25 protein-coding genes, 1 rRNA gene, 2 pseudogenes and 2 other annotated features are annotated in these 25,436 nt (G+C 40.0%); all 28 genes and pseudogenes read right to left on the bottom strand.

All coding sequences use genetic code 11. The features are described 5' to 3' along the window. Positions 1-963, bottom strand: a pseudogene (locus HOO54_RS23815) (DNA-directed RNA polymerase subunit beta'); the annotation flags it as partial. Positions 964-1,043: 80 nt separating this feature from the next. Beyond that, entirely contained in the window at positions 1,044-1,364 is a 321-nt protein-coding gene (locus tag HOO54_RS24015) for a DNA-directed RNA polymerase subunit beta (RefSeq protein WP_253907593.1), read from the bottom strand. 84 nt (positions 1,365-1,448) lie between these two features. After that, a pseudogene (gene rpoB, locus HOO54_RS02320) lies at positions 1,449-4,528 on the bottom strand (DNA-directed RNA polymerase subunit beta); the annotation flags it as partial. 319 nt (positions 4,529-4,847) lie between these two features. Then, positions 4,848-5,453, bottom strand: coding sequence for a class I SAM-dependent methyltransferase (locus HOO54_RS02315; RefSeq protein WP_172292064.1), 606 nt, complete (start codon positions 5,451-5,453; stop codon positions 4,848-4,850). 140 nt (positions 5,454-5,593) lie between these two features. Then, the gene (rplL, locus tag HOO54_RS02310) at positions 5,594-5,962 is read right to left on the bottom strand and encodes a 50S ribosomal protein L7/L12 (RefSeq protein WP_172292062.1); all 369 of its coding nucleotides are present in this window, start codon (positions 5,960-5,962) and stop codon (positions 5,594-5,596) included. Between the two features lie 45 nt (positions 5,963-6,007). Further along, the gene (gene rplJ, locus HOO54_RS02305) at positions 6,008-6,508 is read right to left on the bottom strand and encodes a 50S ribosomal protein L10 (RefSeq protein WP_172292060.1); all 501 of its coding nucleotides are present in this window, start codon (positions 6,506-6,508) and stop codon (positions 6,008-6,010) included. Between the two features lie 68 nt (positions 6,509-6,576). After that, positions 6,577-6,715 (bottom strand) — a sequence feature (ribosomal protein L10 leader region). Between the two features lie 48 nt (positions 6,716-6,763). Then, positions 6,764-7,462 carry a 50S ribosomal protein L1 gene (gene rplA, locus HOO54_RS02300; protein ID WP_172292058.1) on the bottom strand — a complete coding sequence of 233 codons (699 nt, stop codon included), beginning with the start codon at positions 7,460-7,462 and terminating at the stop codon, positions 6,764-6,766. 102 nt (positions 7,463-7,564) lie between these two features. Beyond that, positions 7,565-7,990, bottom strand: a complete 426-nt coding sequence (gene rplK / locus HOO54_RS02295; RefSeq protein ID WP_172292056.1) for a 50S ribosomal protein L11 — start codon at positions 7,988-7,990, stop codon at positions 7,565-7,567. Between the two features lie 170 nt (positions 7,991-8,160). Next, the gene (nusG, locus tag HOO54_RS02290; protein WP_076762597.1) at positions 8,161-8,694 is read right to left on the bottom strand and encodes a transcription termination/antitermination protein NusG; all 534 of its coding nucleotides are present in this window, start codon (positions 8,692-8,694) and stop codon (positions 8,161-8,163) included. Between the two features lie 172 nt (positions 8,695-8,866). Then, complete coding sequence (secE, locus tag HOO54_RS02285; RefSeq protein WP_172292054.1) at positions 8,867-9,037, bottom strand: preprotein translocase subunit SecE; 171 nt, start codon at positions 9,035-9,037, stop codon at positions 8,867-8,869. 31 nt (positions 9,038-9,068) lie between these two features. Further along, on the bottom strand, positions 9,069-9,218 hold the full coding sequence (gene rpmG, locus HOO54_RS02280) for a 50S ribosomal protein L33 (protein WP_172292052.1): 150 nt from the start codon (positions 9,216-9,218) through the stop codon (positions 9,069-9,071). An 84-nt stretch (positions 9,219-9,302) separates the two neighbouring features. Continuing rightward, on the bottom strand, positions 9,303-9,974 hold the full coding sequence (gene sigH, locus HOO54_RS02275) for an RNA polymerase sporulation sigma factor SigH (RefSeq protein ID WP_172292050.1): 672 nt from the start codon (positions 9,972-9,974) through the stop codon (positions 9,303-9,305). A gap of 63 nt (positions 9,975-10,037) precedes the next feature. After that, complete coding sequence (gene rae1, locus HOO54_RS02270; RefSeq protein ID WP_172292048.1) at positions 10,038-10,550, bottom strand: ribosome-dependent mRNA decay endonuclease Rae1/YacP; 513 nt, start codon at positions 10,548-10,550, stop codon at positions 10,038-10,040. 7 nt (positions 10,551-10,557) lie between these two features. After that, entirely contained in the window at positions 10,558-11,307 is a 750-nt protein-coding gene (rlmB, locus tag HOO54_RS02265; protein ID WP_172292046.1) for a 23S rRNA (guanosine(2251)-2'-O)-methyltransferase RlmB, read from the bottom strand. Continuing rightward, positions 11,304-11,720 (bottom strand): Mini-ribonuclease 3, encoded by a 417-nt coding sequence (locus HOO54_RS02260; protein WP_172292044.1) that lies wholly within the window; start codon positions 11,718-11,720, stop codon positions 11,304-11,306. Before HOO54_RS02260 ends, rlmB begins: the two co-directional genes overlap by 4 nt. A 2-nt stretch (positions 11,721-11,722) precedes the next feature. Further along, entirely contained in the window at positions 11,723-13,126 is a 1,404-nt protein-coding gene (cysS, locus tag HOO54_RS02255; protein WP_172292042.1) for a cysteine--tRNA ligase, read from the bottom strand. Then, complete coding sequence (cysE, locus tag HOO54_RS02250; protein ID WP_172292040.1) at positions 13,107-13,772, bottom strand: serine O-acetyltransferase; 666 nt, start codon at positions 13,770-13,772, stop codon at positions 13,107-13,109. Before cysE ends, cysS begins: the two co-directional genes overlap by 20 nt. Positions 13,773-13,843: 71 nt before the next feature. Further along, positions 13,844-14,073: a binding site (T-box leader), on the bottom strand. Between the two features lies 1 nt (position 14,074). Next, complete coding sequence (gltX, locus tag HOO54_RS02245; RefSeq protein WP_172292038.1) at positions 14,075-15,526, bottom strand: glutamate--tRNA ligase; 1,452 nt, start codon at positions 15,524-15,526, stop codon at positions 14,075-14,077. An 81-nt stretch (positions 15,527-15,607) separates the two neighbouring features. Continuing rightward, positions 15,608-16,084 carry a 2-C-methyl-D-erythritol 2,4-cyclodiphosphate synthase gene (gene ispF / locus HOO54_RS02240; RefSeq protein WP_172292036.1) on the bottom strand — a complete coding sequence of 159 codons (477 nt, stop codon included), beginning with the start codon at positions 16,082-16,084 and terminating at the stop codon, positions 15,608-15,610. After that, positions 16,077-16,772 carry a 2-C-methyl-D-erythritol 4-phosphate cytidylyltransferase gene (gene ispD / locus HOO54_RS02235; protein ID WP_172292034.1) on the bottom strand — a complete coding sequence of 232 codons (696 nt, stop codon included), beginning with the start codon at positions 16,770-16,772 and terminating at the stop codon, positions 16,077-16,079. The genes ispF and ispD overlap by 8 nt, the downstream gene beginning before the upstream one ends. A 16-nt stretch (positions 16,773-16,788) precedes the next feature. After that, a complete protein-coding gene (locus HOO54_RS02230) occupies positions 16,789-17,877 on the bottom strand; it encodes a PIN/TRAM domain-containing protein (RefSeq protein ID WP_172292032.1) in 1,089 nt (362 codons plus the stop codon). Between the two features lie 116 nt (positions 17,878-17,993). After that, positions 17,994-19,067 carry a DNA integrity scanning diadenylate cyclase DisA gene (gene disA, locus HOO54_RS02225; RefSeq protein ID WP_172292030.1) on the bottom strand — a complete coding sequence of 358 codons (1,074 nt, stop codon included), beginning with the start codon at positions 19,065-19,067 and terminating at the stop codon, positions 17,994-17,996. Between the two features lie 3 nt (positions 19,068-19,070). Next, complete coding sequence (gene radA / locus HOO54_RS02220; protein WP_172292028.1) at positions 19,071-20,450, bottom strand: DNA repair protein RadA; 1,380 nt, start codon at positions 20,448-20,450, stop codon at positions 19,071-19,073. A 78-nt stretch (positions 20,451-20,528) separates the two neighbouring features. Then, positions 20,529-22,961, bottom strand: a complete 2,433-nt coding sequence (clpC, locus tag HOO54_RS02215; RefSeq protein WP_172292026.1) for an ATP-dependent protease ATP-binding subunit ClpC — start codon at positions 22,959-22,961, stop codon at positions 20,529-20,531. A 17-nt stretch (positions 22,962-22,978) separates the two neighbouring features. Continuing rightward, complete coding sequence (gene mcsB / locus HOO54_RS02210) at positions 22,979-24,049, bottom strand: protein-arginine kinase McsB (protein ID WP_172292024.1); 1,071 nt, start codon at positions 24,047-24,049, stop codon at positions 22,979-22,981. Continuing rightward, a complete protein-coding gene (gene mcsA / locus HOO54_RS02205) occupies positions 24,049-24,603 on the bottom strand; it encodes a protein-arginine kinase activator protein McsA (RefSeq protein ID WP_172292022.1) in 555 nt (184 codons plus the stop codon). The genes mcsB and mcsA overlap by 1 nt, the downstream gene beginning before the upstream one ends. A 14-nt stretch (positions 24,604-24,617) precedes the next feature. Then, positions 24,618-25,082, bottom strand: a complete 465-nt coding sequence (locus HOO54_RS02200; RefSeq protein WP_172292020.1) for a CtsR family transcriptional regulator — start codon at positions 25,080-25,082, stop codon at positions 24,618-24,620. 178 nt (positions 25,083-25,260) lie between these two features. Beyond that, positions 25,261-25,376: ribosomal RNA gene (gene rrf / locus HOO54_RS02195) — 5S ribosomal RNA — on the bottom strand. Between the last annotated feature and the right edge of the window lie 60 nt (positions 25,377-25,436).

The following is a 25,436-nucleotide window of genomic DNA, read 5'->3' as shown; positions in this document are numbered from 1 at the left end:
CTTGTTTACCTTTCAACATATGAGAAAGTGATTTCAACGGTCTATTTCCTGGACCTGTAACAGACGACCTCTGCGCCCATTATCAATTAATGCGTCGACTGCTTCTGAAGCATACGTTTTTCGTTTTGCACAATGATACTTGGTGCTCCAAGATCAAGAAGACGTTTTAAGCGATTGTTACGGTTAATGACACGGCGGTAAAGATCATTTAAATCAGATGTTGCAAAACGACCACCGTCAAGCTGTACCATCGGTCTCAGTTCAGGAGGAATAACCGGAAGAACATCAAGGATCATCCAAGATGGTTTGTTTCGGAATTACGGAAAGCCTCCAATACTTCAAGTCGTTGATCGCCGTGTCCGTCGCTGTCCTTGAGACGTTTTAAGCTCTTCTTTAAGTGCATCTACTTCTTTACAAGATCGATATCTTGAAGAAGTTTATGGATCGCTTCTGCGCCCATAGAAGCTTGAAACTTGTTTCCGTATTTATCAAGATATGCCGGTATTCTTTTTCAGACAACAGCTGCTTCTTCTCAAGCGGCGTGTTGGCCGGGTCTGTTACCACATAGGAATCCAAAATAGATCACTCTTCTAAAGCACGAGGTGACATATCTAGCACAAGACCCATACGGCTTGGTATTCCTTTAAAATACCAAATATGAGAAACTGGAGCCGCCAACTCAATATGTCCCATTCTTTCTCGTCGGACTTTAGCCCGCGTTACTTCAACTCCACAACGGTCACAAATACGCCTTTATAACGAACTCGCTTGTACTTTCCGCAATGGCATTCCAGTCCTTTTGAGGACCGAAATGCGCTCACAGAACAGACCATCTTTTTCAGGTTTCAAAGTACGATAGTTGATTGTTTCAGGCTTTTTCACTTCTCCATAAGACCATGAACGGATTTTATCAGGTGAAGCGAGACCGATGTTCATATACTCAAAATTGTTCACATCTAGCAAGGGGCCTACCTCCCTTTTTCTTCGGGTATACCCTGTCACTTGCACAAAAATTCATTTATCCTTCGTGACGCTATCATGTTCTATATCAGGGATGCCGCTTCTTCATCTTCATCATTCGATAAAGTAAGACCTTCATTTTGTTTTGCATCCTCATCATCTTCCAAGTCTCTCATTTCAATTTCTTCTTCATCACTTGAGAGAATTTTAACATCCATACCTAAACTTTGAAGTTCTTTAATTAATACTTTAAACGATTCTGGAACACCTGGTTCTGGCACGTTGTCACCTTTTACGATCGCTTCGTAAGTCTTCACACGACCCACGACATCATCGGATTTAACAGTCAGAATTTCTTGAAGTGTGTATGCAGCACCATATGCTTCAAGTGCCCACACCTCCATCTCACCAAAACGCTGTCCGCCGAATTGCGCTTTACCTCCGAGAGGTTGTTGAGTAACGAGTGAATAAGGTCCTGTTGACCGAGCATGGAGTTTGTCATCAACCATGTGGCAAAGTTTGATCATATACATGATCCCAACAGAAACCCGGTTATCAAACGGTTCTCCCGTGCGACCATCGTATAGTACAGTTTTTGCATCTCTTGACATCCCAGCTTCTTCAAGCGTTTCCCATACATCTTCTTCACGGGCACCGTCAAATACCGGTGATGCGAAGTGAAGACCGAGACGGCGTGCAGCCATACCGAGGTGAAGCTCCAATACTTGCCCGATGTTCATCCGTGATGGAACGCCGAGTGGGTTTAACATAATATCAATTGGTGTTCCATCAGGTAGATATGGCATATCTTCTTCAGGCAGAATCTTCGAGATAACCCCTTTATTACCATGTCGGCCTGCCATTTTGTCCCCTTCAGAATTTTTACGCTTCTGAACAATGTACACCCGGACAAGCTGATTGACGCCAGGAGGCAGTTCATCGCCATCTTCACGATTGAAAACTTTGACATCAAGGATAATCCCGCCTCCGCCGTGCGGAACACGGGAGAGATGTATCGCGAACTTCACGCGCTTTTTCCCGAAAATAGCATGAAGCAGGCGTTCTTCTGCAGTAAGCTCAGTAACCCCTTTTGGCGTTACTTTTCCAACAAGAAGATCTCGTCTTTTACTTCAGCACCGACACGAATAATACCGCGCTCATCCAAGTTGCGAAGAGCATCTTCTCCAACGTTTGGAATATCGCGTGTGATTTCTTCAGGCCCAAGTTTCGTATCTCTAGCTTCTGATTCATATTCTTCAATATGGATCGATGTATATACGTCGTCTTTAACAAGGCGTTCACTCATGATGATGGCATCCTCATAGTTATAGCCTTCCCATGTCATGAAGCCGACCATCACATTGCGTCCAAGGGCAAGTTCACCCTTTTCCATAGAAGGACCATCAGCTAAAATTTCACCTTTTACAACCTCATCTCCGACGCTCACAATTGGACGCTGATTATAGCAAGTTCCCTGGTTGGAACGAACAAATTTCAGCATACTGTATTTATCAAGATTTCCTTTTACCTTTTGACCATCTACTTCCTCATATCTGCGAACCCAAACATTTTTAGCCTCTACCCGTTCAACGATTCCCGGATAGCGACAGATGACAGCAGCACCAGAGTCTTTCGCTGATACATACTCCATTCCGGTTCCGACAACTGGTGATTCAGGCTGCATAAGCGGAACGGCTTGACGTTGCATGTTCGCACCCATCAAAGCACCGGTTTGAGTCAGCGTTTTCCAAGAAAGGAATACACGCAGTGGCTGCAGAGACAACCTGTTTGGTGAAACGTCCATGTAATCAAAACGGTCTTTGGGAACAACTGTGTTCTCACCTCTAAAGCGGGCGATAATTTGGTCGTCAACAAATGAACCGTCTTCAGCAAGGCGAGCGTTTGCCTGTGCCACAACATAGTTATCTTCTTCATCAGCCGTTAAATAATCGATTCTTGGCGTAACTTTTCCTGTCTCAGGATCAACCCTGCGATAAGGTGTTTCAATAAAGCCAAAACGATTTACTTTAGCAAACGAAGAAAGCGAGTTAATCAACCCGATGTTTGGACCCTCAGGTGTTTCAATCGGACACATCCGACCATAATGTGAATAGTGAACGTCACGCACTTCCATTCCGGCACGTTCACGTGTCAAACCACCAGGTCCGAGCGCTGATAGGCGACGCTTATGCGTTAACTCAGCAAGCGGATTTGTTTGATCCATGAACTGAGAAAGCTGTGAACTTCCGAAAAATTCTTTAATAGAAGCAATAACAGGACGAATGTTAATCAGTTGCTGAGGCGTGATCGTATTTGTGTCCTGAATGGACATTCTTTCCCGAACAACGCGTTCCATCCTGCTTAGACCAATCCGGAACTGGTTTTGTAACAGTTCACCTACAGAACGGAGTCTGCGGTTTCCTAAATGGTCAATATCATCAGTGTCTCCAACTCCATGAAGCAAATTGAAGAAATAGCTGATTGAAGAGATAATATCGGCTGGTGTAATATTTTTGACACCTTCCTCAATAAAAGCATTCCCGATCACATTGATCGTTTGCTCCCCTTCTTGGTCAGTTGGAGCGTAGATTTTAATAGATTGAAGGATCACTTCATCTTCGACTACACCGCCATTCGGATACAGCTTTTTAAAGCCGATCCCATTTTCTAAGTATGGCAGTACTTTATCAAGTGTTCTTCTGTCCAAAATCGTACCTTTTTCAGCAAGAATCTCTCCTGTTTCAGGATCGATAAGCGTTTCCGCAAGTCGTTGATTGAAAAGACGATTTTTAATGTGGAGCTTTTTATTAATTTTATAACGTCCTACACTTGCAAGGTCATATCTTTTTGGATCAAAAAACCTTGAGTCAAGCAAACTCTTTGCATTTTCCACTGTTGGCGGCTCTCCAGGACGGAGGCGTTCGTAAATTTCAAGAAGTGCCTTATCAGTGTTTTCTGTATTATCTTTATCAAGAGTATTGCGCAAATACTCGTTTTCACCGACAAGATCAATAATCTCCTGATCAGATCCAAAGCCAAGAGCACGCAAAAGAACCGTAACCGGCAACTTACGTGTGCGATCAATGCGGACATAAACAACATCTTTCGCATCTGTCTCGTATTCTAACCATGCGCCACGGTTTGGAATGACAGTTGCGGTAAAACCTTTTTTACCGTTTTTGTCAACTTTACCACTGAAATATACACTTGGAGAACGAACAAGCTGAGATACAATGACGCGTTCCGCACCGTTAATAATAAAGGTACCGGTGTCTGTCATGATCGGGAAATCCCCCATGAAAACATCCTGGTCTTTTACCTCGCCAGTTTCTTTGTTGATTAAGCGAACTTTAACCCGCAACGGAGCTGAATAGGTTACATCACGTTCTTTTGATTCTTCTACTGGATACTTTGGATCACCTAAGCTGTAATCAATAAATTCCAGAGAGAGGTTACCAGTGAAATCCTCAATTGGTGATATGTCTTGAAACATCTCTCTAAGACCCTCATCAAGAAACCACTGATAAGAAGAGGTCTGAATTTCAATGAGATTTGGTAATTCTAACACTTCGCTAATGCGTGCATAGCTTCTGCGCTGGCGGTGTCGTCCATACTGAACTAGTTGACCTGTCAACTGATTCACCCCTCAAATCATGCGTAATATATGTGTAACAAGCATTTCTTTCTCATATATGTAAGAAATACCTTTACAAGACAAAAGAAAAAAGGGTTTCTAATTAGAAAACCACATCCAAAAACAAAATACCGATTTTATTAGTGTTTCCATAAATATATATTTTATACAAACCAATATGTTTCAGAAAAAAAGCGGCAAGCAAAATATATACATTGGCATTTTATAATACTAACATAGCTGAAAATTCGAGTCAAACTTTTTTTGCTCTGATAATATAGTATCCTTTCTTTTTTTGGACGATTTCAACATCCGCAAAAAGCTCTTTTAATTTATCAATAGCAGAAGGCCCGCCTTGTTTTTTTTGAATGACGACCCATAAGTCACCTGAAGACCGTAAATATTCGGCACTTTTTTCAAAGATAGCATGCACTATTTTTTTCCCAGCTCGTATAGGGGGATTCGTAATAATAGAAGCGAATGTTTTAGCAGGATCGACATTGGAAAACAGATCACTTTGGTATATATCAACGTTTTCGATCTGATTATGTAACGCATTATCTTTTGAAAGTTCAACTGCCCTTTCATTGACATCAACCATGTGAACGAGTCGATTTTTAAAATCTGCAGCAAGAGAAAGACCGATAGGACCGTATCCACAGCCTACATCTAAAAAATCACCTTCTACCTCAGGTTCTTGGAAAGCCTCAATCAGCAGTCTAGAACCAAAGTCGACCTCTTTTTTTGAAAACACGCCACTGTCACTTACAAATGTAAATGTCCGGTTCCTTAATAGAAATGTCCACTTTATTTTGTTGCTCTTCACTGAAGGTTTTTCAGAATAATAATGGTCAGTCATGATAGAACCTCCTAAAGTTGTGAACCCTTTTCACTATCTTGAAGCAAGATGGCTTTTATTATACGGAAGAAAAATAGTTAATCAGCAAAGAAAAAGCTCGCTTTTAAAAGCGAGCTTTCCCCTAAAAGGTTAGGCGAAGATTACTTAACTTCTACAGAAGCGCCAACTTCTTCAAGTTTAGCTTTAAGCTCTTCAGCTTCTTCTTTGGCAATACCTTCTTTAAGAGGTTTTGGAGTGTTATCAACAAGTTCTTTAGCATCTTTCAAACCAAGACCAGTGATTTCACGCACAACTTTGATAACTTTGATCTTTTGATCTCCTGCTCCAGCAAGAATAAGATCAAATTCAGTTTGCTCTTCAGCAGCTCCGCCAGCAGCAGCAGCAGCTACAGCTACAGGAGCAGCTGCAGTTACACCAAACTCTTCTTCAATTGCTTTTACTAACTCGTTTAATTCAAGCACAGTTGCTTCTTTAACGGAAGCAATGATTTCTTCAATGTTTAAAGCCATTTGTAATTCCTCCATTTGTTTTCATTTTTTATGAAACAGACTATATTAAGCGCCTTGTTCTTCCTTTTGTTCTGCCACAGCTTTTGTAGCAAGAGCAAGATTGCGAACTGGAGCTTGAAGTACACTAAGCAACATAGAAAGCAAGCCTTCGCGTGATGGAAGTTCAGCAAGAGCTTTCACTTCTTCAACAGTAGAAACTTTACCTTCGATAACGCCAGCTTTGATTTCAAGAGCGTCGTGTTTTTTAGCAAACTCGTTAATCACTTTTGCTGGAGCGACAACATCTTCAGCACTAAATGCAATCGCATTCGGTCCAGTTAAGACATCATTCAAACCATCAAGTTCAGCTTGTTCAACCGCACGACGAGTCATTGTGTTTTTGTAAACTTTGAACTCAACGTTCGCTTCGCGGAGTTGCTTACGAAGTTCAGTTACTTCAGAAACATTAAGACCGCGATAATCAACAACAATTGTTGATTTACTTTCTTTTAGTTTAGAAGCAATTTCTTGAACAACAGCTCTTTTTGTTTCAATTACGCTGCTCATGGTTACACCTCCTGTAGATTTAATCGTGTAACACTTATACCGCCTCGGTGTCACGTTCTTTAACGACGAATTCCATATAAAAAGCCTCCATTTGACATGGAGGCTGTATATACAAGCATACGTTACGTAAAGCTGTGATATATATACACCTCGGTAGGAAATTAAGCCACAGGCACCTACTGTCTACGGTATAAATGGACATATTTTATTTTACAACGTTTTGAATTATATCAAAACGAATGATATGAGTCAATACTATTTTACGTTAAAAGTTGAAGGGTCCACTTTAATTCCAGGTCCCATTGTAGATGTGACAGATACATTCTTCACATATACACCTTTAGCAGCAGCAGGTTTTGCTTTCATAACTGTATCGTAAATTGTTGCAAAGTTTTCAACAAGCTTCACATCATCAAATGAAACTTTACCGATTGGCACATGAATGTTTCCAGCTTTATCGACACGATATTCAACTTTACCAGCTTTGATTTCGTTTACTGCTTTTTCAACTTCAAAAGTAACTGTACCTGTTTTAGGGTTTGGCATAAGACCTTTTGGTCCAAGCACACGTCCGATTTTACCGACTTCACCCATCATATCAGGAGTCGCCACGATCACATCAAATTCAAACCAACCTTGCTGAATTTTGTTGATGTAATCAGTATCCCCTACATAATCTGCACCAGCAGCTTCTGCTTCTTTCGCTTTTTCTCCTTTAGCGAAAACAAGGACGCGTTGTGTTTTACCTGTTCCATTTGGAAGAACAACCGCACCGCGGATTTGCTGATCATTTTTACGAGGATCAACACCTAAACGAAATGCCGCTTCAACAGTAGCATCAAATTTAGCTGTGTTTGTTTTTTTCACAAGTTCAATCGCTTCATTTACATCATAAGCTTTTGTACGTTCAACAAGCTTAGCAGCTTCTACGTACTTCTTTCCTTTTTTTGCCATTTAAAAATTTCCTCCTTAGTGGTTTTAGCGGAATAACCTCCCACGAATAAGGGTTGCGAACTTGTCTAATCCAAACTCGCAACCCAACAAAGAAACAAAAAATTAGTCTTCAATCACAATACCCATACTGCGGGCAGTTCCTTCAACCATGCGCATAGCCGCTTCAACACTTGCTGCATTCAAGTCAGGCATTTTTGTTTCAGCGATTTCACGTACTTTATCACGCTTGACGGTTGCCACTTTATTACGGTTAGGTTCACCAGAACCTGACTCAATTCCAGCCGCTTTTTTAAGTAACACAGCAGCCGGCGGAGTTTTTGTAATAAATGTAAATGAACGGTCTTCGTAAACCGAAATTTCTACAGGAATGATAAGACCAGCTTGGTCAGATGTACGAGCGTTAAACTCCTTACAGAATCCCATGATGTTAACACCGGCTTGACCTAACGCAGGACCAACTGGTGGAGCTGGATTCGCTTTCCCAGCAGGAATTTGCAATTTTACTACTTTTACTACTTTTTTAGCCACGAGACACACCTCCTTAAGTCCGTGATGTGGTAATAGGGTGAACCCTCCCACTCAAGGTCTCATTCTTTATATGAATGATGAAAATATCAAGCTAGCTGCCTTGACATTTCTGCCAAGACGCACCTTTGTATATTACCACTTTTATATAGTGATTTCAAGCGCTTATTCCATTACAATTTGTCAACTTGAGTAAATTCAAGTTCAACAGGGGTTTCTCTTCCGAACATATTAACAAAGACTTTCACCTTGTTTTTGTCATGATCGATCTCTTCAATTGTCCCTGTAAAATCAGCAAACGGACCATCGATCACTTTAACAGTTTCCTTCAATTCAAAATCAATTTCTGTTTTTCGTTCTTCAAGGCCCATTCTTTTCAAAATTCTTTCTGCTTCGCCTGGTAGTAAAGCGGTCGGTTTAGAACCTGAACCAGCAGAGCCGACAAAGCCTGTCACACCTGGTGTATTTCTGACAACATACCAAGAGTCATCTGTCATCACAAGTTCAACTAAAACGTAACCAGGGAATACTTTCTTTTTAACTACTTTTTTCTTACCGTTTTTGAAATCCGTTTCTTCTTCTTCAGGTACAACGACACGGAAAATTTTATCCTGCATCCCCATCGATTCAACCCGTTTTTCTAAGTTTGCTTTGACCTTATTTTCATAGCCGGAGTACGTGTGTACAACATACCATTTCTTTTCCATTCTCATTCAGGACCTCTCTAGTCCTTCCCTCCCCACACCATAATTTTTGGGCCGTAATGAGAAACCGACATTCTTTTATACGAGCCTCATATTTTGAAACAATGAAAAAACCCGTTGAACGGGTTTTTTTGCGAGTCATATTTAGATCTATTATAACACGTTTTCCTGATCATTATTCAACTATTAAACGAATTAATTGTGTAAAACCCGAATCGACCAAGGCAAAAAAGACCGCGAAAAAAACAACAGTAATAATAACAGTAATCGTATAGCGCGTTAATTCTTTGCCTTTTGGCCAAGTGACTTTCTTCATTTCTTTTGCGACATTTTTAAAAAATTTCATATTACGCCTCCACAATCTAAAAACAAAAAAACTATTTTGTTTCCAGATGTACTGTATGTGAGTTGCAGTTATTACAGTATTTCTTTACTTCAAGCCGCTCAGCTAATGCTGCGGAGCTTTTCATTGTCGTATAATTGCGACTCCCGCAATTTTTACAAGCTAATGTTATTTTTTTCTTCATGTTTACACCTTTTTTCTGGACAATCATTTCTTTTAGTAAAATACCACAGTACTAAATTCACTGTCAATAAGCCGGAAGCATCAGTTACAAACTGATTTCACGAAGTTCCAGATATTTCTCCAGTTTGCGTTTGACACGTTGAAGCGCGTTATCGATTGATTTGACATGGCGATTCAACTCTTCGGAAATCTCCTGATAGGATCTTCCATCAAGATAAAGTGCAAGTACTTTTCTTTCTAAATCGCTAAGTAATTCTCCCATCTTAAGTTCAATATCATCAAACTCTTCCTGATTGATGATCAACTCTTCTGGATTCATTACTTTAGCTCCCGAAATAACATCCAGAAGCGTCCGGTCTGAATCTTCGTCATAAATAGGCTTGTCCAGCGACACATAAGAATTTAACGGAATATGTTTTTGACGAGTAGCTGTTTTAATCGCGGTAATAATTTGGCGGGTAATGCATAATTCTGCAAAAGCTTTAAAAGAAGTCAGCTTGTCCTCTTTAAAATCACGGATAGATTTATAGAGACCAATCATCCCTTCCTGAACAATATCCTCTCGATCAGCTCCAATTAAAAAATAGGATCTCGCTTTTGCCCTCACAAAGTTACGGTACTTTGTAATTAAATAATCTAACGCATCACTGTCTCCGACATGAACCATTTCAATAACCTGCTCATCTTCCAACTGGCAAAACCGTTCTTTGCTGAACTGCTCCTTGCTGAATTTTCCCTGGTTGTTTTTTAAGTTCACTCCGATCCCCCCGACCGCACGTAGATAGAAATATTATACAGTAATAGCTAAAAATGCGTCAACCTACTCCAAATCGCCCCGCCGCCATTTTTCAAATTTTTTTAGAACTTCTTCTGAGATTGGTATCTTGCTGATTGGGCGTTCAGAGGTAATTTTTTTTACCCTTTTTTCAATTTTTCTTTCAATCGCTTCAACTTCCCTCAGCAATTCCCGGGCAGACTTGCGTAACGCTCCCTGCCCAAAGATCGCCCACTGCTCAGTATAGTCTGATGTAGCAACATGAATTTGCGTTTGAATATCATTTAAATCTGAAGCTAGTTTTTCAATTCGTTCATCAGCTGTTTCGTTTTCTCTTGTGAAAATCACCTCTACACGGTGATTGATTTTTTTCTTTTCAATCCCTTTGACTAGGTGTGCATCAAACACAACAATCACACGAAAACCCGTGTAAGATTGATATTCTGCCATTTTTTGAATCAACAGGTCCCTTGCTTCTTCAAAGCTGTTCTTTTTTAGATCCTTTAACTTAGGCCAGGATCCAATCATGTTATAGCCGTCTACTAAAAGGATGTCCATTGCCTCTTTAATCTCCTAAAGGGCTTCGCTTCCGAAGAACTTCATACATAAGCAAGCCGGCTGCAACAGACGCATTTAAAGAAGTGACTTTTCCTACCATTGGCAGAGAATAGAGAAAATCGCATTTTTCTTTGACAAGTCTCCCCATTCCTTTTCCTTCACTCCCGATCACCAATGCTAGCGGCATGTTTCCATCCATTGACCTGTAATCCTGATTCGCTGACGCATCGGTACCGGCAACCCAGACACCCTGTTCTTTCAGCTCTTCTAATGTTCGTGAAAGATTGGTTACTCTAACGACCGGAATATGTTCAATTGCACCTGTTGAGGCCTTTGCAACAGTAGTGGTAAGACCGACCGCACGCCGTTTTGGAATGATGATTCCATGGGCACCAGCTGCATCAGCTGTCCGCATAATTGATCCTAGATTATGCGGATCTTCGATTTCATCTAATACGAGAATAAACAGCTGTTCATTTTTCGCTTCTGCCTTCTGAAAAAGGTCGTCTAATTGTGCATACTCATATGCCGCAACTTGTGCGACCACCCCCTGATGCTGTCCGGAAACCATCTGATCAAGTTTTTTTCTGGGAACATACTGAATTGTAATCCCTCTTTTAGCTGCGAGTTCTACGACTTGCTGAGCTTGTCCCTTCACCGTGTTTTCCGCCATCCACAATTTATACAGTTCTCGGTCTGATTTTAACGTTTCAATTACCGCATTTTTCCCAATAACATAATCGTGTTGCTGTGTCATTTTATTTCCTCCTTTCCATCCCGTTTTTCCAATGCTTTTTGAATCAACTCGTCAAGCCTTTCTTCTCTGTTTTCCAAAAAAAGATACCCTATAACCGCTTCAAAAGCTGTACTGTAGCGGTACGTTTGAACATCTGTATTTTTAGGTACTGTTCCTGATTTTGCATTTCGTCCTCTTCTGAGCACAGCTTGTTCTTCTTCCGTGAAAAAACCTTGCTTTTCCAGTTCAAATAGCATACATGCCTGTGATTTTGCAGAAACATAATGACTTGACCGTTTGTGTAAGTCATGAGGTTTTGACACCCCTTGCTTTAACAGGTGATGCCTGACATAGATGTCTAAAACGGCATCACCCATGTAAGCCAGTGCTAGCCCATTCATTTGTTTAGCATGTTTAATGGTTTCTAACTTCATGTTTATGATTCTCCTCTTTTCCAGCGTGTCCCTTGAGGAGTATCCTCTAAAATGATGTTCATGCTTTTTAATTGATCACGGATGTTGTCAGATGTTGCAAAATCTCGATTTCTGCGCGCTTCGTTTCTCTTTTCAATCAACTCTTCAACTTCTTGATTCAAAAGCTCTTGTTCCTGAAGTGAAAACCCCAGAACCGAAGAAATCTCATCAAACAGCTGAAGGAAAGACTTGATTACATGTTCAGCAGTGTTCTTTTCTTGTAAATAGTAGTTTGCATGCTTAGCTAAATCGAACAGGACAGAAATCGCATTCGCTGTATTGAAGTCATCATCCATTGCAGTTTCAAAAGCGGTACGCTGCTCAGCAATTTTTTCAAACCACATGGAATCCCCTTCTGTTAAATTTGTACTGCTTTTTAGCCGATATTGCAAATTGCCATAAGCGGTTTTTAACCGATCAAAAGCATTTTTTGTATTCTCCAACAAGTCAACTGAATAGTTAATTGGATGCCTATAATGAACAGACAACATAAAAAACCTCAGTACTTTCGGATCATATTCTTTAATAATCTCGTGAACAAGAACAAAATTACCTAGAGATTTGGACATCTTTTCATTATCGATATTAATATAACCGTTATGAAGCCAATATTTCGCAAAAGTCTTTCCTGTTAAAGCTTCAGATTGGGCAATTTCATTTTCATGGTGTGGAAATGTCAAATCCTGTCCGCCAGCATGAATATCGATCGAATCTCCTAAGTATTTTCTAGCCATTGCCGAGCACTCAATATGCCAGCCTGGCCGCCCTTTTCCCCATGGACTATCCCAAGAGATTTCATTTTCTTTAGTCGCTTTCCATAAGGCAAAGTCAAGAGCATCCGCTTTTTTCTCACCGATCTGAATTCGTGCACCTGATCTTAACTCATCAATCGATTGGTGAGAAAGCTTTCCATAGCCAGCAAATGATCTTGTTTTATAATAAACATCTCCCTCGGCTTCATAAGCGTAGCCCTTTTCAATCAAAGTCTTAATAAAATCAATAATATCATCCATATTTTCAGTCACACGTGGATGGCAATCGGCTTTTGAGCAGCCAAGTGAACCAACATCTTCGAAGTACGCCTTGATAAACCGTTCGGCGATCACAGGCACCTCTTCACCGAGCTCCTCTGCCGCTTTAATCAATTTATCATCAACATCAGTAAAGTTGGAGATATAGTGAACATCATAGCCTCTGTACTCCAAGTATTTTCTGACGGTATCGTAGACGATAGCCGGTCTTGCATTTCCAATGTGAATGTAGTTATAAACAGTCGGTCCGCAAACATACATTTTCACTTTGCCCTCTTCAAGAGGGATGAACTGTTCTTTTTTTCTTGTCAGTGTATTATAAAGTACAATCGTCATGACTCATCTTCCCTTCTTTTTCCTTTAGTTCTTCTTTAAGACGCTGGATTTCACGTTCTAATTCTCGGAAACGGTCAGCCACTGGATCTGGTAAATCCTGATGATTAAGATCCCGTTTAATTTTCTTTCCATTTTGGACAACAACACGTCCCGGGATTCCGACGACAGTTGAACACTCTGGAACATCATGTAGAACAACAGAGCCCGCTCCGATTTTTGAACCTCTCCCTATCGTGATAGAACCAAGTACCTTGGCCCCTGTTGATATCAATGCATCATCCTCAATTGTCGGATGCCGCTTGCCTTTTTCTTTTCCTGTTCCTCCAAGAGTCACTCCTTGAAAAACTGTTACATTATGGCCGATCTCACATGTCTCTCCAATAACAACACCCATTCCATGATCGATAAAAAACCTCCTGCCAATCTTCGCACCTGGATGAATTTCGATTCCTGTGAAGAAGCGAGAAATTTGTGAGATGACTCTGGCAATGAAAAATCTTTTTCTTTTATATAAAGCATGTGCAATTCGATGAGCCCATATTGCATGCAAGCCTGAATACGTGAGGATGACTTCAAAATAGCTTCTGGCAGCCGGATCTTGATCAAATACGACTTCCACATCTTCTTTAAGCATTTTCAAAAACACATAATTCCCCCCTTTTCCCGCTTCTCTTTTTTACTGATATTAAACCATACAAAAAACGCCTCTGTCCTAATGACAGAGACGTTTTGATAAACGCGGTTCCACTCTGTTTAGAAAACAGCCTATCTGTTTTCCCAACTTTCATCCATAACGGTGGACACCGCCTTTAAATACTAGTTTAAAACGTTCTTTAAAGGTCTCAAGAGTGCATTTCTAAAGCAAGGCATTTAAGTCTCTCTCAGCCGGTGAAGACTCTCTCTTTAATAGCCATCTGCTTTATACTTTTCTCTGTCAATGATTTTTGCTTATTTACTTTTCAACCGTTTTAAAACAGTATCTTTTCCGATCAATTCAATCGACTGAGGCAATTCAGGTCCATGAGTCTGACCTGTTGTTGCCACACGGATTGGCATAAACAGTTTTTTTCCTTTATGTCCTGTTTCCTTTTGAACAGCTTTGATGGATGCCTTGATGTTTTCCGCAGTAAAATCCTCTAACTGTTCAAGTTTTTCAGCAAATACTTGAAGCACTTCCGGAACCTGTTCTTCTTCCAAAACTGTTCTTGCTTCATGATTATACTGGATTTCGTCTTTAAAGAACAACTCCGTTAACTCGACAATTTCCGCACCATAACTTAACTGTTCTTGATAAAGAGAGATGAGCTTACGAACCCATTCTTGTTCATTTTCAGAAAGTTCTTGTGAAAGTTTCCCTGCTTTCTGCAAATGTGGCACCGTCAATTGAATAACCTGATCAAGATCAAGTTTTTTCACATATTGGTTATTAACCCATTTCAGTTTATGCGTATCAAACACAGCTGGTGATTTTGATAAACGCTTCACATCAAAGATCTCGATAAACTGTTCTTTTGTAAACAGTTCTTCTTCACCGACCGGTGACCAGCCAAGCAGAGCAATGAAGTTAAATAGCGCTTCCGGCAAATAACCAAGTTCTTCATACTGTTCAATAAATTGAATGATTGATTCATCGCGTTTACTTAGTTTTTTACGATTTTCATTGACGATCAGTGTCATATGTCCAAAATTCGGAACGTCCCAACCAAACGCATGATAGATCATGATCTGCTTCGGTGTATTAGAAATGTGGTCTTCTCCACGTAAAACATGTGTAATTTTCATCAAATAATCATCGACTGCGACAGCAAAGTTATATGTTGGTGTTCCGTCTTTTTTGACAATGACAAAATCACCGATTCCATCTGTTTCAAACGTAATGTCGTCTTTGACAATGTCTTTAAAAGTAATGACGTCTCCCTTAGGAACCTTAAAACGGATGCTTGGCTGCCTTCCTTCAGCAAGATGTTTTTCTTGTTCTTCTTTTGTTAAGCTACAACACTTTCCAGAATAACGCGGCATTTCTCCGCGAGCTGATTGGTCTTCTCGCTCTTTCTCAAGCTCTTCCTCTGTGCAATAACAATGATATGCCAGACCTTTTTCAAGCAGTTCTTCATAATATGTTTTGTAAATTTCGTTTCTTTCAGATTGACGGTATGGTCCATATTGACCACCGACATCTATGCTTTCATCCCAATCCATGCCCAGCCATTTTAAATAATTGAGCTGGCTTTGCTCTCCACCGGCAATATTTCGTTTTTGATCTGTATCTTCTATCCGAACGATGAATTTCCCACCTTGGCTTCGAGCAAATAAATAATTAAAAAGGGCGGTTCTTGCATTTCCGATATGTAAATGACCGGTAGGACTCGGTGCATATCGAACCCGAACTTCATTTCCCATCTGTCTAACTTCCTTTCGTATCAGGTCATAGTTCAAATTTAGTTCTATTCTATCATTAAATGAAATGACCTACAAAGTGAATCATCTTTTTTGGATGAGTACAACAGCCTGAGCGGCTATTCCTTCAGCTCTTCCTGTAAACCCAAGCTTTTCGGTTGTCGTCGCCTTTACATTAATTTGCGAAATATCAGCATCCAATCCTTCCGCAATTCTGACCCGCATGTCTTCAATATAAGGAGCCATTTTTGGTTTTTGGGCAATGATCGTACAATCAAGGTTTCCAAGCGTATACCCTTTCCCCTTGACTAACTGCCACACATGCTGAAGAAGCTTAAAGGAATCGGCATCTTTGAATTCTGGATCAGTATCCGGAAAATGTTTGCCAATATCACCTTCTCCAATCGCTCCGAGACAAGCATCAGCAATGGTATGCAAAAGCACATCAGCATCAGAATGCCCCAAAAGACCTTGTTCAGATGGAATCGTCACTCCTCCAATAATAAGCGGTCTTCCTTTTACAAGCTGATGAACGTCAAACCCTTGTCCAATTCTAAACATGTTCATTCCTTCTTTCCGCTTCTAATATCGCCTCTGCAACAAGCAGGTCATCAGGTGTTGTCAACTTAATGTTTTGATAATCCCCCTGAATAATAGCGACCTTTCCACCCGCTTCTTCGACCAGACTGGCATCATCTGTTCCAAAAAAACCTGTTGCTTCAGCTTTAAGATGGGCGTTCATCAAAATAGAAAGACGAAAAGCTTGCGGGGTTTGAGCGGCCCACAAGCTTGAACGTTCAATAGTTCCAGTTATCTCATTGTCTTGAACGCGTTTGATAGTATCTTTAACTGGTACAGCAACAATTGCAGCACCTGTTTCATTTGCTTTTATAACAAGCTGTTCGATATGTTCCTGTTTGATAAACGGTCTGGCCCCATCATGAACAAGGACCATTCCTTCTTTTCCAACTGCTTGAATTCCTTGCATAACACTGTGCTGGCGTTCGTTTCCGCCAGTTACAATTTTGATAGGTGTGATAAAATGATACTCTTTTAAAAGACGGTTAAATTCATCGTATTCTTTCTCATTGATCACAAGAATGATGCTTTTACATGCACTGTGATGTTCAAACACCTTTAGTGTATGAATAATAACAGGTGTTCCTTTTGCCTTAATAAACAGTTTATTTTTTCCGACATTCATTCGTTTGCCTTGTCCGGCAGCAGGAATAATGACTTGATAATCCATCTTTCTTTCTCCCTTTTTACAGCGCCTTCTCCAGCAGTTTCGGTTTCGCGAATATCATTCTTCCCGCAGCTGTCTGCAGTACACTGGTCACGAGCACATCGATATGTTTACCAATATAGTTTCGACCTTCTTCAACAACGATCATTGTGCCATCATCCAAATAACCGACACCTTGATTATGTTCTTTACCGTCTTTTATCACCTGTACCTTCATCTCTTCACCAGGAAGCACGACAGGCTTAACGGCATTGGCCAAATCATTAATATTAAGAACAGCCACCTTTTGAAGTTCACACACTTTATTTAAATTGAAGTCATTTGTGACAACAACACCTGAAGTTAGCTTCGCAAGTTTGACTAGTTTACTGTCAACTTCTTGAATATCTTCAAAATCGCCTTCATAAATTTCAACCTTGATATTTAACTCTTTTTGAATTCTATTTAAAATATCCAGACCTCTTCGACCTCTGTTGCGTTTAAGAACGTCAGATGAGTCAGCGATATGCTGAAGTTCTCCAAGAACGAATTGAGGAATCACGATAACACCTTCAAGAAAACCTGTTTGACAAATATCAGCGATTCTTCCGTCTATAATAACACTTGTGTCTAATATTTTCAGCCTTTTATCTTCTCTAGTACGCTCCTCTTCAACCGGACCTTTTTTCTTTCGTGACGTAAAAAGAGTGAGAATCTCATCTTTTTTCTTAAACCCTACCCTGAACCCCAAATAACCAAGAAGTGCAGCTAATACAAGGGGAATGACAGTGCCGATTAACTGATATGGGAAATACTTCAACGGGATAAGATTAACAATAAGATATGCCAGCAAAAGCCCAAAAACCAACCCTAATGATCCAAACAACAAGTCTGAAACAGGGGCTTTTATTAAAGAGTCCTCAATTCTTTTCAACCAGTTGATCACATAATCCGCACACCAGATGCCAATAAGAAAAAAGATAATAGCCCCCAAACAAGCAGATACATACGGATTTGTTACTAAAGGTATGTCCTTCACGTTCAACAGTACAAACAATTCCGGTACGAGAAAAACACCGATAACGCCTCCCAAAATCGCAAAAAACGCCTGAACTATTCGTTTTAACATACCTTCACCTCCTTTTTTAATGTTCAATAGTTTATAAATAGAACTGTCAGTAAAATAAAATTAAAAATATTATACCCAGATATTTCATTTTTTAATCAATTATTAGAAAAAGACTACTATGGTCGATCAATATAATGTTTTTCTTGTAATCCTTTAAGTCCATTCTTGATTTTTTGGGCGCGAACTGTACCGATTCCGTCTACTTCATCTAATTCCTTCATATCTGCTTCGATGATCAGCTTTAAATGACCAAATGCTTCAACAACATTTTCGACAATCGGCATCGGCAACCTTGGAATTTTGTGAAGAAGTCTGTAACCTCGTGGAAAAACATAGTCCTCCATATTTGTTGAAGCTGAGTACCCAAGAAGCTTTAATAAAATACTATCATCCAACAATTCAAAGCTGGACATATCTTGAAGTTGCTTTAAAAGAACAAACGGATCTTTAACTTTTTCTTTGACATAGTCTTTTACAAAAAGAGCTGCTTCTTGTTCCATATCGGTTATGAGTTCACTTACTTGTAGTCTTATTAAATGTCCTTCAGTTCCGAGCTCTGTAATATACATATTAATCTCATTTTTAATTCGAAGCACCATTTCATATCGATGGAGAACAGATATGACATCACTAAATGACACAAGCTCTTCAAACTCCAGGGCATTCAATGTGGAAATTGCATGATCTAAAATCAGCTTGTACTTTTCAAGCGTCTGAATCGCTTGATTGGCTTTTGTTAAGATAAAGCCAATATCTTTAAGAATATACTTCATACTTTTTTGATAGAGTGTGATGACATTCCGTCTTTCAGATATGGCGATTACCAGACATCCAGTCTGTTTGGCAACTCGCTCAGCTGTCCTGTGCCTCATCCCTGTTTCTGAAGAAGCGATCGTCGCCTCAGGCATAAGCTGGGTATTTGCATATAAAATCTTTTGTCCTGAATCACTAAGGATAATAGCGCCATCCATTTTTGCCAACTCATATAAATGAGCCGGAGAAAAAGAAGAATTAATATGGAATCCGCCATCAACCACTACTTTTACTTTGTCATTAAAACCAACAACAATTAATCCACCAGTTTTCGCTCGAAGTACATTTTCAATCCCCTCGCGTAGAGGTGTACCTGGGGCAACAAACTGCAATATTTCTGAAAGGTCTTGTTTCGCCCCTTTTTTATCTTTTTCCATCTATTATGATCCTCCTAATGAAGTTCGAAGAGCCTCAGCTACATTTTCCACACCGACAACCTCAATTCCTTTCGGTCTGGTCCATCCTTCCAAATTTGCTGATGGAATAATCATTCTCTTAAACCCAAGCTTTGCCGCCTCCTGAACTCGCTGTTCAATCCTAGACACTCTTCGAACTTCTCCTGTTAAACCGACCTCCCCGATAAAACAATCTGTCGGATGTGGCGGGTTATCTTTAAAACTTGAAGCGATGCTTACGGCTACAGCTAAATCTATTGCCGGTTCATCTAACTTCACTCCGCCAGCTACCTTTAAATAGGCATCTTGATTTTGCAAAAGTAGCCCCACTCTTTTTTCCAACACGGCCATTAATAGCGAAACTCGGTTATGGTCAATTCCAGTTGCCATTCTGCGTGGATTACCAAAGCTTGTAGGAGATATGAGTGCCTGTATTTCAACAAGAACTGGTCTAGTACCTTCCATTGAAGCGACTACACTCGATCCAGCCGCACCTGCAGAGCGTTCTTCAAGAAATATTTCAGAGGGGTTTAATACCTCTGTAAGGCCTTCTTCCCTCATTTCAAAAATGCCCATCTCATTAGTTGACCCAAATCGATTTTTAACAGCTCTTAAAATCCGAAACGTATGGTGCCGCTCACCTTCAAAATAAAGGACTGTATCGACCATATGTTCCAGCAATCTTGGTCCGGCTATCGAACCTTCTTTTGTTACATGCCCAACAATAAATATTGGGATTCCTTTTGTTTTTGCTATTCTCATCAGTTCAGCTGTGCACTCTCTCACTTGTGACACACTGCCTGGTGCAGAGGTAATATCACTTTGATAGACAGTTTGAATCGAATCAACCACAACAAATGAAGGATTCATCTCTTCTATAGAAGACGTAATATACTCCATATCGGTTTCAGATAAAACGTGTAGAGCCGGACTATTGATACCTAACCGATCCGCTCTTAATTTCGTTTGTTTGACAGATTCTTCTCCTGAAATATACAGGACAGTTGCATTGGATTCTGCAAGTTGGGCTGATACTTGTAGCAGTAAAGTCGACTTTCCGATCCCAGGATCACCACCAATTAAGACAAGTGAACCTTTGACAATACCGTTTCCTAATACACGGTTAAATTCGCCTAATTGCGTTTTAATTCGTGGCTCTTCTGTTGTTTCAATCGATGAGATAGGAGAAGGCTTCTGTACTTTTTCAACTGAATGAGAAAAAGCTGTTCTTCTGTTTGCGGCAGGTTTTTTAATCATTTCTTCTACCATCGTGTTCCATGTACCACATCCAGGGCACTTCCCCATCCACTTGGGAGATTCATAGCCGCATGATTGGCAAATAAATTTAGTTTTTGTTTTAGCCATTGCTCATTTAGACGCTCCTCTTTATATGAAAGTGAGGCATACGAATCAAACTGTATGCCTCTTTCTTTTGTCTCTATATTAGTTCGTTTTAACTTCTGTTTTTACGACAAAGTCTCCATTTTCCACATCTAGCAAAATATGCTGTCCTTTTTTAATTTGATCTTTTAAAAGTTCTTCTGAAAGCCGATCTTCAACGTGTTTTTGTATAGCTCTTCTGAGTGGACGAGCACCGTATTCAAGATCGACACCTTCTTCAGCAATTTTTTCTTTCGCTGCTTCAGATAGTTCAATTGAAAGATCCTGTTCTTTCAAGCGCTTTGTCAACTGTTCTGACATTAGTGAAACAATGTCTTTCAAATGTTTTTTCTCAAGGGAGTGGAAGACAATAATCTCATCAATACGGTTAATGAATTCAGGTCTAAAGGCACGCTTCAACTCACCCATCACTTTATCTTTCATATCTTTATAAGTCTGGGTTTCATCATGAACATTAAACCCAACATATTTATTGCGCCTCAGTTCACTGGCCCCTACATTTGAAGTCATAATTAAGATGGTGTTTCTGAAATCGACTGTACGTCCTTTTGAGTCTGTTAAACGACCGTCTTCAAGAACTTGCAACAAAATATTGAATACGTCTGGATGAGCTTTTTCAATCTCATCAAGCAGGACAACTGAATATGGTTTTCTTCTCACTTTTTCAGTTAGCTGTCCGCCTTCATCATAACCGACATACCCTGGAGGTGAACCAACGAGTCTTGATGTTGAGTGCTTCTCCATGTACTCTGACATATCGATGCGAATCATCGCTTCTTCATCACCAAAAATAGATTCTGCAAGCGCACGGGCAAGCTCAGTCTTACCTACACCTGTCGGACCAAGGAAAATAAATGAACCAATCGGACGTTTTGGATCTTTTAATCCAGCCCGTGCACGTCTGACAGCCTTCGCTACAGCAACCACTGCTTCATCCTGTCCGATCACTCTAGAATGTAAAATATTTTCCATATTTAAAAGTTTATCTGTTTCAGTTTGAGCAATCTTTGAAACAGGCACCCCAGTCCAGCTTGATACCACCATCGCAATATCATCAACTGTCACTTCGGAATTTTCTTGTCCTTGCTTTTCTTTCCATGTTTTCTTTGTTTCTTCAACTTGTTCCCGCAGACGCTGTTCTGTGTCACGCAATGAGGCTGCTTTTTCAAATTCTTGACTTTGAACAGCGGCATCTTTTTCTTTACGAACCTCGTCAAGCTTTTGTTCAAGCTCTTTTAATTTTGGTGGTGTTGTAAAGGAACGTAAACGAACTTTTGAACCAGCCTCATCGATTAAATCAATCGCTTTATCAGGCAAGAAGCGATCAGAAATGTAACGATCAGACAGTTTGACAGCTGCTTCGATTGCTTCATCTGTAATTGAGACACGATGATGAGCTTCATAGCGGTCCCTAAGACCCTTCAAAATTTGAATACTCTCCGCAGGTGATGGTTGATCGACCTGAATCGGCTGAAAACGTCGTTCTAATGCAGCATCTTTTTCAATATATTTACGATATTCATCAAGGGTTGTCGCCCCAATACACTGTAGCTCACCGCGGGCCAAAGAAGGTTTCAGGATATTTGAAGCATCGATAGCGCCTTCTGCTCCTCCTGCTCCAATTAGTGTATGAAGTTCATCAATAAATAGAATGATATTACCTGCTTGCCGAATTTCATCCATCACTTTTTTAAGACGATCTTCAAATTCTCCACGGTATTTCGTTCCTGCAACTACAGTTCCCATATCAAGCGTCATGACCCGTTTGTCACGCAAAATTTCTGGAACTTCATTGTTAATAATTTGTTGTGCTAAACCTTCAGCTATCGCTGTTTTACCTACACCCGGTTCACCAATTAAAACAGGGTTATTCTTTGTTCTGCGACTCAGCACTTCAATCACACGTTGAATCTCTTTGCTACGACCAATAACAGGGTCAAGACTGCCTTCTTTAGCGATTGTAGTCAGGTCTCGAGCTAAACTGTCCAGTGTTGGTGTATTGGCATTACTATTTGCTCCGGATGCTGTACCACCGCTCTCATTACTACCCAAAAGCTGTAACACCTGTTGCCTCGCTTTATTTAGGCTGACACCTAGGTTGTTCAACACTCGTGCAGCTACACCTTCTCCTTCCCGAATAAGACCAAGGAGGATATGTTCTGTTCCCACATATGAATGACCTAGTTTTCTTGCTTCATCGAATGCCAGTTCAGTCACTTTTTTAGCCCTTGGTGTGTAAGGGGCATTGTGGGTCATCTCTTGACCGCGACCGATCAGGCTTTCAACCTCTTTTTGAATTTTCTCAGGACTTAGACCTGAGGCTTGCAATGCTTTTGCAGCAATTCCTTCACCTTCTCTGACAAGTCCAAGCAAAATATGTTCAGTTCCAATATTATTGTGACCAAGACGCAAAGCTTCTTCTTGAGCAAGTGCAAGCACTTTTTGCGCTCTTTCAGTGAATCTCCCAAACATCATACCGTTTCATCCTCCTATCATTCACCATTATCCTCTAATTTAAGCCGTTCTCTAATAAGAGTTGCTCTTCTAACATCCCTTTCGTCAGCACTTAGTTCACTTCCAGAATATTGTTGAAGAAAACCCGGCTGAGTTAAAATCATGAGCTCATTTAAAATATTTCTGGAAAGACCTTTTATTATGCCCAGATCTATCCCAAGCCGGACATCTGATAGACATCTGGCTGTCTCTTTGGATTCAATCATCCGACAGTTGGATAATACACCGTATGACCTATAGACGCGATCTTCCAACCCTATTTGCGAAGTTTGATAAAGTGCCTTTCTTGCTGAACGCTCTTGTTCAATCAACTGGACAACAACACTGTTTAGATCTTCAACAATGTCAATTTCTGACTTCCCAAGAGTAATTTGATTAGAAATTTGAAAGATATTTCCTAATGCTTCGCTTCCTTCACCGTAAATTCCTCTTACAACTAGACCTAATTGATTAATAGCTGGAATAATTCGATTAATTTGCCTAGTCAACACTAAAGCAGGAAGGTGCATCATAACGGAAGCTCGCATCCCTGTCCCTACATTTGTAGGACAACTTGTTAAATAGCCCCTTTGTTCTGTAAAAGCATAATCGATTTTATCTTCCATCCAATCATCAACTCGATTTGCTGCTTTTAAAGCATCAGATAGTTGAAAACCAGGGAAAAGACATTGAATCCGCACATGATCTTCTTCATTTAACATAATGCTAACTTCTTCGTTTTCAGAAAGGAGACATGCACCAAAAGAAGCTTCCGTCAAATGGGGACTGATCAAATGTTTTTCAACTAAAACCCTTTTTTCTAATGGTTGTATTTGATTCATTTTTACCATTTCGAATTTACCTATTTCATGGGCTTCATATCCGGTAAACTGTTCTTCAAATAAAGCAATAATTGCTGATGCTTCTTCATTAGAAAATTGTGAAGGGAAACGCACTTTCTCTAAATTACGGGCCAGACGAATCCGGCTGCTTAGCACGATGTCACTTTCAGGACCTTCTTGCCGCATCCAACTACTTAAAGCATTCTGTATAAAATGCTGTAGTGACATCAGTCTTCCCCCTCCTTCTTGTTTTCACTCAGACTTTGCTCAAGCGCGCGAATTTCGTCTCTAATATTAGCAGCTTTTTCAAACTCTTCCTGCTGAATTAATTCTTTTAATTCTTTTTTCAATGTATCAACTTGTCTTCTGACATGAAGATTGCCACCAATTCGTTTTGGAATTTTACCTGCATGAACAGTATTGCCGCTGTGAACTTTTCTTAAAATCGGAGTAATGTATGAGTGAAATGTTTTATAACACTCCGAACAGCCAAAACGTCCTGTTTGTCGAAACTCAGGAAAGGTCATATTGCACTTTTTACAGCGTAAAATTTGTTCAGGTTGTTTAAAAATTTTAGCTTCACTGTTTTTATAAGCTGAATCAATGTTTAAAAGTCCAGATAATAAATTATGAATGGAAAATCCGTTATTTTCATTCATAGAGTATGATTCACTGTTCTCTTTCGCACATTGTTCACATATATGCATTTCTCTTTTTTCACCGTTAATGACTTTTGTAAAGTGAAAAGTAGCCGGTCTTTCTTTACATTCTTGACAAATCATGCTTTTCACCCGCTTTATTTAAATTTAAGAGAGGTCAGCATGGCCTTCATCATTCTTGCCCTCAACTCATCACGCTCAGGCAAATCAATATATAGAACTGAACGATCCATTACACTGACCATCAACTTAGCCTCACTTTTCGTCACAATTCCATTTTCTAACAAACGCAAGATAATGTCATCTGAGGCGGCTTGGGAAAGTCTAGTGTAAATTTGATCTATAATATTGTTAATCAAATCGATCTTATCGTTCATTTTAATTTTTATAATTCGAATATATCCACCGCCGCCCCGCTTGCTCTCTACAATATATCCTCGCTCACTTGTAAATCGCGTATTAATGACATAATTGATTTGGGAAGGAACACACTGAAATTTATTGGCGACTTCACTTCGTTTAATCTCCAAAATTTCCTTTCCGTTTTTTTCTAGCACTTGTTTCAAATACTGTTCAATAATATCGGAAATATTTTTCCCCACTCAACCTCCTCCTTCACTTGACTTTGACTATATTTGACTTTAAATTTAATATAAGTGCTTTTTAATTTTTTTTCAACTAATTACTCTTATTCTTTATTATTTCCACTTTTGACTTCATAAAACCTAAAATAAAAATAAAACAAAAAAAGATCAGCTTTTTCTGCTGATCTTTTTAATCGCTTGGCGGCGTCCTACTCTCACAGGGGGAAACCCCCAACTACCATCGGCGCTGAAGAGCTTAACTTCCGTGTTCGGCATGGGAACGGGTGTGACCTCTTCGCTATCGCCACCAAACTATGCCTTCAGGACACAGGTACTGGGCGTTCCTCACAGAGGTGAGTCATTAGCCGAGTT

This window comes from Bacillus sp. WMMC1349, assembly GCF_013155385.1.
In the GTDB taxonomy this organism is placed as follows: Bacteria; Bacillota; Bacilli; order Bacillales; family Bacillaceae; genus Bacillus.
Note: the sequence above shows the minus strand (reverse complement) of the source record. Positions and strands in the feature narration are given on the sequence as shown.